Source organism: Noviherbaspirillum aerium (assembly GCF_008929045.1).
In the GTDB taxonomy this organism is placed as follows: domain Bacteria; phylum Pseudomonadota; class Gammaproteobacteria; order Burkholderiales; family Burkholderiaceae_D; genus Noviherbaspirillum; species Noviherbaspirillum aerium.
The window spans coordinates 274,461-286,940 of the sequence record NZ_VFAH01000005.1; the positions used below are offsets into that span (position 1 = coordinate 274,461).

13 protein-coding genes are annotated in these 12,480 nt (G+C 61.0%); 8 read left to right on the plus strand and 5 right to left on the minus strand.

Features of this window, described 5'->3' with window-relative positions; all coding sequences use genetic code 11:
• Positions 1-4: 4 nt before the first annotated feature.
• The 5 genes from accC to FH061_RS10650 form a co-directional block, all read right to left on the minus strand.
• Complete coding sequence (gene accC / locus FH061_RS10630; protein WP_151635842.1) at positions 5-1,384, minus strand: acetyl-CoA carboxylase biotin carboxylase subunit; 1,380 nt, start codon at positions 1,382-1,384, stop codon at positions 5-7.
• A gap of 101 nt (positions 1,385-1,485) precedes the next feature.
• Positions 1,486-1,959 carry an acetyl-CoA carboxylase biotin carboxyl carrier protein gene (gene accB, locus FH061_RS10635; RefSeq protein WP_151635726.1) on the minus strand — a complete coding sequence of 158 codons (474 nt, stop codon included), beginning with the start codon at positions 1,957-1,959 and terminating at the stop codon, positions 1,486-1,488.
• Positions 1,960-2,039: 80 nt separating this feature from the next.
• Positions 2,040-2,477, minus strand: coding sequence for a type II 3-dehydroquinate dehydratase (gene aroQ, locus FH061_RS10640; RefSeq protein WP_151635728.1), 438 nt, complete (start codon positions 2,475-2,477; stop codon positions 2,040-2,042).
• Positions 2,478-2,558: 81 nt separating this feature from the next.
• Complete coding sequence (locus FH061_RS10645) at positions 2,559-3,083, minus strand: TlpA family protein disulfide reductase (RefSeq protein WP_151635730.1); 525 nt, start codon at positions 3,081-3,083, stop codon at positions 2,559-2,561.
• Positions 3,080-3,694, minus strand: a complete 615-nt coding sequence (locus FH061_RS10650; protein ID WP_151635732.1) for a hypothetical protein — start codon at positions 3,692-3,694, stop codon at positions 3,080-3,082. The genes FH061_RS10645 and FH061_RS10650 overlap by 4 nt, the downstream gene beginning before the upstream one ends.
• Before the next feature lie 153 nt (positions 3,695-3,847).
• On the opposite strand from FH061_RS10650, the gene mpl reads away from it, so the two are divergent.
• The 8 genes from mpl to corA all read left to right on the plus strand — a co-directional run bounded on the left by mpl (position 3,848) and on the right by corA (position 12,398).
• Positions 3,848-5,224 (plus strand): UDP-N-acetylmuramate:L-alanyl-gamma-D-glutamyl-meso-diaminopimelate ligase, encoded by a 1,377-nt coding sequence (gene mpl, locus FH061_RS10655; protein ID WP_151635734.1) that lies wholly within the window; start codon positions 3,848-3,850, stop codon positions 5,222-5,224.
• Positions 5,221-5,805, plus strand: a complete 585-nt coding sequence (locus FH061_RS10660; RefSeq protein WP_151635736.1) for a YqiA/YcfP family alpha/beta fold hydrolase — start codon at positions 5,221-5,223, stop codon at positions 5,803-5,805. Before mpl ends, FH061_RS10660 begins: the two co-directional genes overlap by 4 nt.
• Entirely contained in the window at positions 5,802-6,404 is a 603-nt protein-coding gene (locus FH061_RS10665) for a chorismate--pyruvate lyase family protein (protein ID WP_151635738.1), read from the plus strand. The genes FH061_RS10660 and FH061_RS10665 overlap by 4 nt, the downstream gene beginning before the upstream one ends.
• Before the next feature lie 15 nt (positions 6,405-6,419).
• On the plus strand, positions 6,420-8,408 hold the full coding sequence (locus tag FH061_RS10670) for a ribonuclease catalytic domain-containing protein (RefSeq protein ID WP_151635740.1): 1,989 nt from the start codon (positions 6,420-6,422) through the stop codon (positions 8,406-8,408).
• Between the two features lie 102 nt (positions 8,409-8,510).
• On the plus strand, positions 8,511-9,383 hold the full coding sequence (locus FH061_RS10675; protein WP_225984591.1) for a TonB C-terminal domain-containing protein: 873 nt from the start codon (positions 8,511-8,513) through the stop codon (positions 9,381-9,383).
• Positions 9,380-10,201, plus strand: a complete 822-nt coding sequence (gene aroE / locus FH061_RS10680; protein ID WP_151635744.1) for a shikimate dehydrogenase — start codon at positions 9,380-9,382, stop codon at positions 10,199-10,201. Before FH061_RS10675 ends, aroE begins: the two co-directional genes overlap by 4 nt.
• 5 nt (positions 10,202-10,206) lie before the next feature.
• Positions 10,207-10,902: a monofunctional biosynthetic peptidoglycan transglycosylase gene (gene mtgA / locus FH061_RS10685; protein ID WP_151635746.1), complete on the plus strand. Its 696-nt coding sequence runs from the start codon at positions 10,207-10,209 to the stop codon at positions 10,900-10,902.
• A gap of 530 nt (positions 10,903-11,432) precedes the next feature.
• The gene (gene corA, locus FH061_RS10690; RefSeq protein WP_151635747.1) at positions 11,433-12,398 is read left to right on the plus strand and encodes a magnesium/cobalt transporter CorA; all 966 of its coding nucleotides are present in this window, start codon (positions 11,433-11,435) and stop codon (positions 12,396-12,398) included.
• Positions 12,399-12,480 lie beyond the last annotated feature (82 nt).

Genomic DNA, 12,480 nt, shown 5'->3' on the forward strand with positions numbered 1-12,480 from the left:
TTGTTTACTTGCCGTTCTTGGCATTGGCCTTCTGCAGATCCGGCTTGGCCGCCAGCTTCTGTTCAAGATAGTGGATATTGGTGCCGCCTTCAAAGAAGCGCGCATCCACCATCAGCTCGCGATGCAGCGGAATATTGGTCTGAATGCCTTCGACCACCATTTCCGACAGCGCGATCTGCATGCGGCGGATCGCCTGCTCGCGGGTTGCGCCATAGGCAATTACCTTGCCCACCATCGAATCGTAGGTCGGCGGCACGAAATAGCCGGCATACGCATGCGAATCGACGCGAATGCCGGGACCGCCCGGGGCATGCCATGCAACGATCCTGCCTGGCGACGGCGTAAACTTGAACGGGTCTTCCGCGTTGATGCGGCACTCGATCGCATGGCCGGACAGCTCGATGTCACGCTGGCGGAAGCGCAGCTTCTCGCCGCAGGCAACGCGGATCTGCTCCTGCACCAGATCGACGCCGGTGATCATTTCGGTGACCGGATGCTCCACCTGGATACGCGTGTTCATTTCAATGAAGTAGAACTCGCCGTTCTCATACAGAAACTCGAAGGTGCCCGCGCCGCGATAACCGATCTTGCGGCAGGCTTCCGCGCAGCGGTCGCCGATGCGCTCGATCAGCTTGCGCGGAATGCCGGGCGCCGGTGCTTCTTCGATCACTTTCTGATGGCGGCGTTGCATCGAACAATCGCGTTCGCCCAGCCAGATCGCATTCTTGTATTCGTCGGCGAGGATCTGGATTTCCACATGGCGCGGATTCTCCAGATATTTCTCCATGTAGACCTCGGGGTTGCCGAAAGCGGTGCCGGCTTCGGACCTGGTCATGGTGACGGCATTGAGCAATGCCGCTTCGGTATGGACCACGCGCATGCCGCGTCCGCCGCCGCCGCCGGCCGCCTTGATGATGACGGGGTAGCCCACCTTGCGGGCGATGCGGATGATTTCCTTCGGATCTTCCGGCAGTGCGCCGTCCGAGCCCGGAACGCAGGGCACGCCTGCCTTGATCATGGCCTGTTTGGCCGAAACCTTGTCGCCCATCATGCGGATCGATTCCGGCCGCGGGCCGATGAAGACAAAGCCCGACTTTTCCACGCGTTCGGCAAAGTCGGCGTTCTCGGAAAGGAAGCCGTAGCCGGGATGGATCGCCTCGGCGTCGGTCACTTCCGCGGCGCTGATGATGGCCGGCATGTTGAGATAGCTCTGCGCCGACGGCGCCGGGCCGATGCAGACGGATTCGTCGGCAAGCTTGACGTATTTCGCTTCGCGGTCGGCCTCGGAGTGGACGACTACGGTCTTGATGCCCATTTCACGGCACGCGCGCTGAATGCGCAGCGCGATTTCACCACGATTGGCAATGAGAATTTTTTCGAACATGGTGGGGTGAATTGCGTTGTGATGCGTTGGAATGCGTTCGGGGACTGTCTTGCGGTGCGGCAGGCTCCATGATGCAGTCATGGATTCCTGCTGCGGAACGCTCAACCGATCACAAACAGCGGCTGGCCGTATTCCACCGGCTGGCCGTTCTCTACCAGGATTTGCTTGATGACGCCGGAAGCATCGGCATCGATTTCATTGAGGAGCTTCATCGCTTCGATGATGCACAGCGTATCGCCTTCCTTGACCGTTGCGCCGACTTCGACGAACGCGGGATTGCCGGGCGCGGAAGCGCGGTAGAAGGTGCCGACCATCGGCGACTTCACCACATGGCCTTCCGGTTCGGCCGGTGCGGCGGGAGCGACCGGCGCGCTCGCGGCTTGCGGCGTGGCGGCCGGCGCGGGGACCGACACGGTCTGCGGCATCGACTGCGGCTGCATCATCACGACCTGGCTTTGCGGCGCTCCGGAGGATTTGACGATACGGACTTTGCTTTCGCCTTCTGTCACTTCCAGTTCGGCGATGTCTGATTCGGCCACGAGGTCGATCAGCGTCTTGAGTTTTCGTAGATCCATATGAAAATCCCTCAGATTAATATTTTTTTACCAATTGGAGCCGCCACGATTATAAGTGGTTCGTGGCGAGATAAGGAAACTTAAAGCTTTTTGAGCGCGAAATCGATGGCTGCGCCATAGCCATCCACGCCAAGGCCGCAGATCACGCCGACGGCGATCTCCGACAGGTAGGAGTGATGGCGGAAGGCTTCACGCTTGTGGATATTGGAGATGTGGACTTCAACGAAGGGAATGGCAACGCCGGCAAGCGCATCGCGCAAGGCGACGCTGGTATGCGTCAGACCTGCCGGATTGATGATGATGGCATCGATGCCCTCGCCGCGGGCGGCATGGATGCGGTCGATCAGGGCGCCTTCATGATTGCTCTGAAAAGTGGCAAGGACCGCGCCGGCAGCCGAGGCCTGGGCGGCAGCGGCTTGCTCTACATCGGCAAGCGTCGTCGATCCGTACACCTCCGGTTCACGTGTGCCCAGCAGATTCAGGTTCGGGCCATTGACCAGAAGAATTTTTTTTGCCATCTAGATCAGATTCCGTTTGACGACGATGCCGCATTTTGCCGCCAAATGATGCTGATTGGCAAGAAAAAGATGGCGTTTGATTTATAAACTCGCAATATCCTTGCGCAATTCATCCATTTTCAGACGGCCCAGATACGATTTGCGGACCTTTCCCGTACTGTCGATCAGCAGGGTGAACGGGAGGCCGCCTGCCTGATTGCCGAGTTGACGGGACAATTCCGTTCCGTTGAGGCCGCCCACGTAAATAGGATAGGTAATCTTGTACTTGCCGACGAATTCAGCGATGTTCGATGGCGAATCAATGCCGATGCCGATGATCTGGGCTTTCTTCCCGACGTCCAGCTCGGACTGCAGTGCCGACAATTCCGGCATTTCCTCAACGCAGGGTGCGCACCAGGTTGCCCAGAAATTAACCACCAAGGGACGGTCTTTCCATTGCGACAATTCCTGCGGCTTGCCCTGTGCATCCGGCATGGATTGGGAGAACAGCGCCGCGACCGCAGAAGTGTCGGCCTGCTGCGGGCTCGTCTGCTTGTGGCCTATATAAGCGCCAAGAGCAATGCAAATAACGGCAACTGCGCCGAAAATTCCCCAAGTTCTTTTCATGTCCCTTCGCTTTCCGCGATCAGTTGAAGTACCGCCTCGATATTGGCGCGCGCCATTTTACCGTCGGACGGCGTTCTGAGGGCGCCGCGCAAGTCATCCGTTTCATACAAGGCCAGATGCACCCCTTCGTTGTGCCACATGAAGCTGACGGTTTCCACCGGTTCTCCGCGTCCCTTGAAGTGGGCCGTCTCCGAGACTTCGAAGTCGACATTCTTGTTGATCAGGAAAATTTCCACATCCTTGGCGCTTTCCGGGAACAGCTGCAGATGGATGTCCGAGTGCTCGCCGGCAGTGCCGTTAAGGACGGCGCCGGTCAGGTAGGGGGAAAACAGTTGCAGATCCGTCATCAGCCGAACCGCCAGCTTGCGAAGATGCAACAGCCTGGCCGGCTGAGTGTCGCCGAAGAACAATTCATTGTAGGCGCGTACTTCCTCTTCGATCTGCGCATTGTCGGGCATGTACTCGCCGCGCACCTTGGTATTGCCCAGCAGCTGCTTTGCCGCCTTGCGCTTGGCGGTGGCATAGTCGGCGCCGTCTTCGGCGATCATGCGGGCGGCGGCTGCGGCGATTTCCGCGCGCAGCATGTCGGTATTATTTGTAAAGTTGCTCATCTGACTGATGATACTCCGTAAGGCGGGTGGACGCGGGCAGGCGCCGGTCGGGTAAAATTCCGGATTCGCCGGCCACCGGCGGATTTGACCTCCTGTCATTGGACCTTTCTTTCGGCATTCCAGTCAGATTTCCTTTTCATTGAAACAGCACAAATGCACATCCACATTCTCGGCATCTGCGGTACCTTCATGGGCGGACTTGCAGTTTTGGCAAAACAGGCCGGCCACAAGGTAACCGGCTGCGACGCCAATGTCTATCCGCCGATGAGCACCCAGCTGCAGGCGCAGGGCATCGAGCTGATCGAGGGCTTCGATCCCGCTCAGGTCAGCCTTCAGCCCGACCTGTATGTGATCGGCAATGTCGTATCCCGCGGCAATCCGCTGATGGAGGAAATCCTCAACCGCGGCCTGGCTTATGTATCCGGCCCGCAGTGGATAGGCGAGCACATCCTGCGCAACAAGTGGGTGTTGTCGGTGGCGGGTACGCACGGCAAGACGACCACCTCGTCGATGCTGGCCTGGATACTGGAAGACGCGGGCTATGATCCCGGCTTCCTGATCGGCGGCGTGCCGATGAATTTCGGCATTTCCGCGCGGCTTTCCGGCAAGGGCGAGGAATCCCCGTTTTTCGTGATCGAGGCCGATGAATACGATACGGCGTTTTTCGACAAGCGCAGCAAGTTCGTTCACTATCGGACCAAGACCGCGGTCCTGAACAATCTTGAATATGACCATGCGGACATCTTCCCCGACCTGGGCGCCATCGAAACCCAGTTTCATCACCTGGTCCGGACCGTTCCCGGCGTCGGACGACTGATCGTCAATGCGCGGGAAGAATCATTGCGCCGGGTGGTCGACCGCGGATGCTGGAGCGAACAGGAATGGTTCGGTGTTGCGCAAGGCCAGGGCTGGTCGCTCACGGAGCATGATGACGGCCGCTTCGACGTGCTGTTCAATAATGAATTGCAGGGCACCGTGAACTGGGCGCTCACCGGCGAGCACAACCGGATGAATGCGCTGGCCTCGATCGCCGCGGCGCGCCATGTCGGCGTGGTGCCCGCGGTCGCCATCGAAGCGCTGTCGAAGTTCGAAAACGTCAAGCGCCGCATGGAAGTGCGAGGCGCGGTGCGCGACATCACGGTCTACGACGACTTCGCCCATCATCCCACCGCGATCGCCACCACGGTGGCCGGCCTGCGCAAGAAAATCGGATCGTCGCGCATTCTTGCCGTGCTGGAGCCGCGTTCGAACACCATGAAACTGGGCACCATGAAGGAAGCGCTGCCGGGCAGCCTGGTCGATGCCGACCTCGTATTCGGCTACGGCGCCAGGGCGGGCAAGGATGCGCTCGGCTGGAATCTGGGCGAGGCGCTCGCGCCGCTCGGACAAAAGGCTGGCGCCTATGACGATATCGGTGCACTGGTCCAGGCGATCGTGAAGGCGGCCCGCCCGGGCGACCATGTGCTGGTCATGAGCAACGGCGGCTTCGGCGGCGTGCATCAGAAGATCCTGGACGCGCTGGCGCAATGATTCTTTACCTGCACGGCTTCCGCTCGTCACCGCAGTCGTTCAAGGCGCGCGTCCTGGCGCAGAGGATGGAGGCGCTCGGCCGCGCTTCGGAATACCGGTGTCCGCAACTGCCGGCGTCGCCGCGCGAAGCCATCGCCCTGGCGCGTGAAATTGCCGCCGGCACAACACCCGATGAGCTCTGCCTGGTCGGTTCCTCACTGGGTGGATACTACGCCACCCATCTGGCGGAAGCCTTGGGCTGCCGTGCGGTGCTGCTCAATCCCGCGGTGCAGCCGCCGCGCGACCTGGAAAAATATGTCGGCGTCACAACGGCCTATCATTCGAATGAACGCTTCGAATTCAAGCGGGAATATATCGATGAGCTGAAATCGCTCGCGGTCGAAAGGATCAGCTTGCCGCAGCGCTATTTCCTGATTGCAGCCACGGGCGATGAAGTGCTCGACTGGCAGGAGATGGTGGCGCATTATCCGGGAGCGCGGCATATCGTCATCAACGGCAGCGATCACGGCATTTCCGAATTCGCGGATTATGCCGACCGGGTACTGCAGTTCTGCGGCATCGAGACGGGATCGCCGCGGTGACCGCTCGTTCCTTCACGCATGCGCGCTGGAGCACGCATGTCAATGCCGTATGCCCGGAGCGCATGCTGCGCGACTGGCTGGTGGACGACATGTCGCTGACGCAGAAGCTCAGCGCACGCAGCGGGCAATTCCGCGTGCAGCGCCTGCGCCAGGCACGCGGCGTGTGCCTGCGGGATGAATATCAGCTCGCGGGTTTGCCGCGTCCGCTGCAGGTGCAGGAAAGGGAAGTGCTGCTGCGCTGCGACGGCAGGCCGGTAGTGTTTGCGCACACCGTCGTGCCGCTGGCGGCAAGCGCCGCCGACTGGCCGTTCTTCGGCACCCTGGGCGACCGGTCGCTGGGCACCACGCTGTTCGGCGATCCGCGCGTTGCGCGCGGCCGGCTGCAATACGCGCGACTGCCCGCGCAGCATCCGCTGACGCGCCGCGCAAGCCGCGCACTGGAAGGACAAGTATTCGCATCGCCGCTGTTTGCGCGACGATGCCTGTATCAAAGAAAGAAGGGCGTACTGCTGGTGACCGAAGTGTTTCTTCCAGCCATCGCCGACCTCGGGTCGACTCCACGGCAGCAGCTTGGGCGACATGACGAATCAACACGCTGAAAAGCGAAGCAATCCATGAATCTATTCTTTGAAGAGTCCGGCGATTTCAAGGCCGGCGCGGTTCTTTCCCAGCAGGGCGAGGCCTACCAGGTCGAAATGCAATCCGGCAAGCGGACCAAGGTCAAGGCGCGCGACGTGCTGCTGCAGTTTTCCTCGCCCGAGCCGGCACAGTTGCTGTCCGATGCCAAGACCATCGCCGACGACATCGATCTCGACTTCCTGTGGGAGGTCGCGGGACAGGAGGAATTCGGATTCGCCGAACTCGGCACGGAATATTTCGGCCATGATCCCAAGCCGCATGAAGCGGCCGGCCTGCTGCTGCGCCTGCATAACGCGCCGATCTATTTTTACAAGAAGGGCAAGGGACGTTACAAGGCGGCCCCGGAAGATTCGCTCAAGGCGGCGCTCGCCGGCATCGAAAAGAAAAAGCAGCAGGCCTTGATCCAGGCACAGTATGTGGAAGAGCTCAAGGCCGGCCGTCTGCCCGACAGCTTCAAGCCGATCGTGATGCAGCTGCTGTTCAAGCCGGACAAGAACGGCATCGAGTACAAGGCGCTGGAAGCCGCCTGCTCGGAGCTGCAGACCACGCCGCAGCGCCTGATGCTCGCCGTCGGCGGCATCGCCTCGGCAAAGCAGCTGCACATGATGCGCTTCCTGCAGGAATACTTCCCGAAGGGCACGGGTTTCCCGGCCATCGCCATACCGCAGTCGCCGCAGCTGCCGGTGGCGGAGGTCGGGGCATTTTCCATCGATGACGTCACCACGACCGAAATCGATGATGCCTTCTCGGTGGTCGAACTCGGCGATGGCAAGATCCGCGTTGGCATTCATATCGCGGCACCGGGACTCGGCATCCGGCGCGGCGATGCGATCGACGGCATCGCCCGCCAGCGCATGTCCACCGTGTACATGCCCGGCGACAAGATCACGATGCTGCCCGATGAACTGGTAGACGCCTTCACGCTGGCGGAAGGCCGCACCTGTCCCGCCTTGTCGCTGTATGCCACGCTCAATACCGCGGACTGGTCCATCATCTCGACCGAAACCCGCGCCGAGGCAGTACCGATCGCAGCCAATCTGCGCCACAACGACCTCGATGCGCTGGTCACCGAAGACAATCTCGCGGCCGGCACCGGCGATTATCCCTACAAGAGCGACATCGCGCTGTTGTGGCAATGGTCGCAGGTGCTCGAACAGGGCCGCATGGCCAAGCGCGAGAGCTTCGGACTCCGGCCCGAGCAGAACAACCGGGTCGACTTCAACTTCTATGTCGAGGACGACATCGTCTCCATCGTGCGCCGCAAGCGCGGCGCGCCGCTCGACAAGATCGTCGCCGAGCTGATGATTTTCGCCAACAGCACCTGGGGCAAGCTGATGCACGACCACGGCGTGCCCGGCATCTACCGCACGCAGGGAGCATCCGGCGGCGGCTGGGCGGCCAAGATGCAGGTGCGCATGCTCACGCATGCGGCGCCGCACCAGGGACTGGGGGTCGACCAGTATGCCTGGAGCACCTCGCCGCTGCGCCGCTATACCGACCTTGTCAACCAGTGGCAGATCCTTGCCTGTATCGAACACGGCGTCACCGCCCCGCTGGCGGCGCCGTTCAAGCCCAAGGATGCCGACCTGTTCGCGGTGGTGTCCGCGTTCGATGCGGCCTATGGCGCCTATGCCGATTTCCAGAGCAACATGGAACGTTTCTGGTGTCTGCGCTGGCTGTCGCAGGAAAACGCCAAACATGTGGAAGCCGTGGTGCTCAAGGATGAGGTGCTCAGGCTGGTTGACATTCCGCTCATCATTCGCCTGCCGGCCATGCCGCAGGCGGCGCGCGGTACCCAGGTCAAGCTGGATCTGATCCGCTGGGATGAGGTCGACCTCAACATCGAGGCCCGCCTGATCGAATTGACAAGCGCAAGCGCTCCGGAAGTTGAAAGTACGGAAAGCATCGATGGTGAAATCGCCACAAGCGAGACCGAAGCAGGCGCTGAGTCTGTTTCTGAGTGAAAAAGAGCGGCAAGGCAGGGGCGGCTTTATCGTAAAATCCCAAGCTTCTGCAACCGCCTTTTCCTTAGCTGCGTGAAGTTACTTTTTCCACAAAACCGCACCTTGTCGATCGCCGTCGCGGCATCCGTGCTGGTGCACGGGGCGCTGCTGGCAGTGCGGTTCGCGGCACCCGACGCCTTCAATTTCAAGCCCGTGGATCCGGGCCTGGAAGTCATCCTGGTGAACGCCAAGCATGACCGCGCGCCGTTGAAGGCGGAGGCGCTCGCCCAGGCCAATCTCGATGGCGGCGGCAATGCCGAGACCGGCCGCTCCAAGTCGCCGCTGCCCGACATGCGGCGCAATGAAGACGGCGACGGCATGAAGTCCATGCAGCGCCGCATCGAGGAACTGGAGCGGCAGCAGCGCATGCTGACCCAGATGAACAAGAAGTCCAAGGTGGCGTCGGCGCCGACCAAGGATCAGCCGACGCCGCAGGTCACCCAGCCGCGGCCGGAAGCCGCCGACGCCAGCGAAAGCGCAAAGGAAATCCTGCGGCGGGAAGCGGAAATCGCCAAGCGCATCGAGGATGAAAACAAGCGCCCCAAGAAGACCTTCATATCCCCGAGCACGCGCGAAGTCGGCTACGCGATGTACTTCAGCAGCGTGCGCGAAAAAATCGAAAAGGTCGGCACCGTCAATTTTCCGCAGAAGGATGGCAAGAAGATGTACGGCGAACTGACGCTCTCCATCTCCATCTTCCAGGACGGCAGCATTTACGTGAAGGACAAGGATGAGGGGATTGCCGTCGAGCGCTCTTCCGGCAATCCGGCGCTTGACGACGCCGCCCGCCGCATCGTGCGCCGCGCCGCGCCCTTCGGCGCCTTCGCCAAGAACATGCGGTCGAGCGACAAGGACGACGTGTGGATCATGACCACGCGCTTCAAATTTACAAGAGAGAACGAACTCGAAGCGGAAATGCAGGGGAGCGCCCATTGAGTGCAGGAACGGATCGTTATGGCGTGATCGGCAACCCGGTCGCGCACAGCAAATCGCCGGATATCCACGCGGCTTTCGCCAGGCAGACGGAACAGGCGCTGACGTATGAGCGGCTGCTTGCGCCGCTCGATGGTTTTGCATCGACAGTGCGGGCATTGATCGAACAGGGCTTCAAGGGCGCCAACGTGACCGTGCCGTTCAAGCTCGAAGCCTTCGCGCTTGCCGGCGCATTGAGCGAGCGGGCCGAAGCGGCGGGCGCGGTCAACACCCTCAAGTTCGACGGTGGCGCCATTGTCGGCGACAACACCGACGGCATGGGCCTGGTCACCGATATCGTGGCCAATGCAGGCGTGGCCATGCGCGGCAAGCGCATCCTGCTGATGGGCGCCGGCGGCGCCGCGCGCGGCGTGGTGCTGCCCATCCTCGCGCAGGCGCCGGAGCAGCTGGTGATTGCAAACCGCACCGCGTCGAAGGCAAAGGAACTGGCCGAGCGGTTTTCCGGCAAGGGCGCCATCGCCGCCTGCGATTTCGAATCCCTGCAGGATAGCTTCGATGTCGTCATCAATGCCACCTCCGCCAGCCTCTCATCCGATCTGCCGCCGCTGCCGGCCCGCGCATTCGCGGAAGGCTGCCTGGCCTATGACATGATGTACGGACCGGCGCCGACGGTGTTCATGGAATTCGCCCGCCAGCATGGCGCAGCGACCCGCGACGGACTCGGGATGCTCGTGGAGCAGGCCGCGGAATCCTTCCATCTGTGGCGCGGCGTGCGCCCCGCCACCCGGACGGTGTACGACGACCTGCGTTCGAAACTCTGAGCGTCATGAAATTCCTGCGCAAACTCTTGCTGTGGCTGATCGTCGCGCCGATCGTGGTCGTGCTCGCCATGCAGCTGTATTTCTTTGCGCAAATCTGGTGGTGGATAGACCATAACCCCGACTCGACAAGCTTCATGGACCAGCAGTTGTCGGTGCTGCGCGAGAAGAACCCGAATGCCCGGCTCAAGCACAAATGGGTGCCTTACGACCGCATATCGAAGCACCTGAAACGCGCCATCATCGCCGCCGAGGATTCGCATTTTTCCGAGCATGAAGGCGTGGACTGGGATGCGATGCAGAAGGCCTACGAAAAGAACACCAGGAAGGGCAAGGTGATCGCCGGCGGCTCCACGATCACCCAGCAGCTTGCCAAAAACCTGTTCCTGTCGGGTGAGCGCAGCTACCTGCGCAAGGCCCAGGAAGTGGTGATTACCTACATGCTGGAACACCTGATGGAAAAGGAAAGGATCTTCGAGATCTACCTGAACGTCGTGGAATGGGGCGTCGGCGTGTTCGGCGCGGAGGCCGCCGCCCAGCATTACTACGGCGTTTCGGCCGCCAATCTGAATGCGCCCCAGGCTGCGAGGCTGGCGGTCATGCTGCCGCGTCCGCGCTTCTACGACAAGAATCGCAACTCCGCCTATCTTGCGCAGCGCACGAATCTGATCCTGCGGCGCATGGGCGCGGCGGCACTGCCCTAGGCTGTCTTTGATAAGCGTCGCGAGCGGTCCGTAGTCACGTCGAGGAGCGCACGCGTACGGACGTACGCAGAGCACCGCAGGCGTGGATCCGGACCGCGCAGCAGCTTATCAAACACAGCCTAGAGCGGATTGCAGGTGAATGGCCGGTCGCCTCGGCTTGCCCTGCAACGCCTACGGTACCTTCGCACACCCGAATGAAGTGTGAACAGGCCCTAGCCATGAAGCATCGCAAAGCCGGCATCAACTTGCCTGCATCTCGCTTGCCTGCCGCCGTCGATCTCAGTACACTTGCGAAGTTTTCGTTCCCGGAGACCCGTCTTGGGTAGTCCCAGTACACATAGTCAACCGTCGGATAACGGTCGATCGGCGAGTTAGCGCTGCCCTTGCATCTCCAGCGTCTTCTCGCCACAAAGTTGGTGGGCGGACGCGTCCTGGCCAATCCCATGGCCGCGTTCCCTGAAAATCAATCAGCCTGCGGCACATCCCCGCAGGTGGCTGTGACCTGACAAAGGACACAGCCGGGAGAGCACATGATTAATGTATTCGTCTTGCAGAACGGGCGCCTGAACCAGGTCAATATTGAATCCCGGAATGATCTGGAGAAGGCTGCCCCCGTGTGGGTGGATCTGACCGATCCGAATGATGAAGAGCGCGCCTGGGTCAAGAGTATTTATGGCGTGACGCTGCCCGGTGAAGACGAAGTCAAGGACATTGAAGCATCGGCCCGTTATTACGAGGCCGAGAACGGCGACCTGCACCTGCGCACCGACTTCCTGCTGGAGGAAGACGACGGGCCGTCGCGTGTCATCACGGTGGCGTTCATCCTGGCGCGCAACATGCTGTTTTCAGTGCATAACGATGATTTGCCGGTGTTTCGCCTGGTGCGCATGCGCGCGCGTTCCCGGCCCGGTTCGATCGCCGATTACAAGGATGTGCTGCTGGACCTGTATGCAACCGATGCCGAGTATTCCGCGGATGCGCTGGAAGGCATCTATCAGAGCCTGGAAGAAGTCAGCCGGCGCGTGCTGCAAAAGCAACTGACCGACCAGGATGCCGCCGACGCCCTGAGCTCGATCGCCCAGGAAGAGGATTTGAACGGACGCATTCGCCGCAACATGATGGATACGCGGCGCGCGGTCAGCTTCCTGATGCGCGGGCGATTGCTCAATACCGAACAATTCGAAGAGGCGCGGCAGATTTTGCGGGACATCGAATCGCTGGACGGGCATACCGCCTTTCTGTTCGACAAGATCAACTTCCTGATGGATGCCACCGTCGGTTTCATCAACATCAATCAGAACAAGATCATCAAGATCTTTTCGGTGGCCAGCGTCGCCTTCCTGCCGCCTACCCTGATCGCCAGCATCTACGGCATGAACTTCCGCATCCTGCCGGAACTGAACTGGGACATGGGATATCCGTTTGCGCTGGCGCTGATGCTCGGCAGCGCGATCGCGCCGTTCTGGTATTTCCGCCGCCGGGGCTGGCTGAACTGATCAATCACCTGATTTCCTGCCTAGTCATGCCGCGCCGGCGCGTGAGCGCCGACGGGGTTTCGGCAGCGGCGACCCCGGCCTA

What these genes read in the sequence shown, in the direction of transcription:
- FH061_RS10645 (WP_151635730.1), bottom strand. Translation starts at nt 3,083, where the DNA reads ATGAAAAGAACTTGGGGAATTTTCGGCGCAGTTGCCGTTATTTGCATT.
- mtgA (WP_151635746.1), top strand. Translation starts at nt 10,207, where the DNA reads ATGAAATTCCTGCGCAAACTCTTGCTGTGGCTGATCGTCGCGCCGATC.
- FH061_RS10650 (WP_151635732.1), bottom strand. Translation starts at nt 3,694, where the DNA reads ATGAGCAACTTTACAAATAATACCGACATGCTGCGCGCGGAAATCGCC.
- mpl (WP_151635734.1), top strand. Translation starts at nt 3,848, where the DNA reads ATGCACATCCACATTCTCGGCATCTGCGGTACCTTCATGGGCGGACTT.
- aroQ (WP_151635728.1), bottom strand. Translation starts at nt 2,477, where the DNA reads ATGGCAAAAAAAATTCTTCTGGTCAATGGCCCGAACCTGAATCTGCTG.
- FH061_RS10670 (WP_151635740.1), top strand. Translation starts at nt 6,420, where the DNA reads ATGAATCTATTCTTTGAAGAGTCCGGCGATTTCAAGGCCGGCGCGGTT.
- accB (WP_151635726.1), bottom strand. Translation starts at nt 1,959, where the DNA reads ATGGATCTACGAAAACTCAAGACGCTGATCGACCTCGTGGCCGAATCA.
- corA (WP_151635747.1), top strand. Translation starts at nt 11,433, where the DNA reads ATGATTAATGTATTCGTCTTGCAGAACGGGCGCCTGAACCAGGTCAAT.
- accC (WP_151635842.1), bottom strand. Translation starts at nt 1,384, where the DNA reads ATGTTCGAAAAAATTCTCATTGCCAATCGTGGTGAAATCGCGCTGCGC.
- FH061_RS10660 (WP_151635736.1), top strand. Translation starts at nt 5,221, where the DNA reads ATGATTCTTTACCTGCACGGCTTCCGCTCGTCACCGCAGTCGTTCAAG.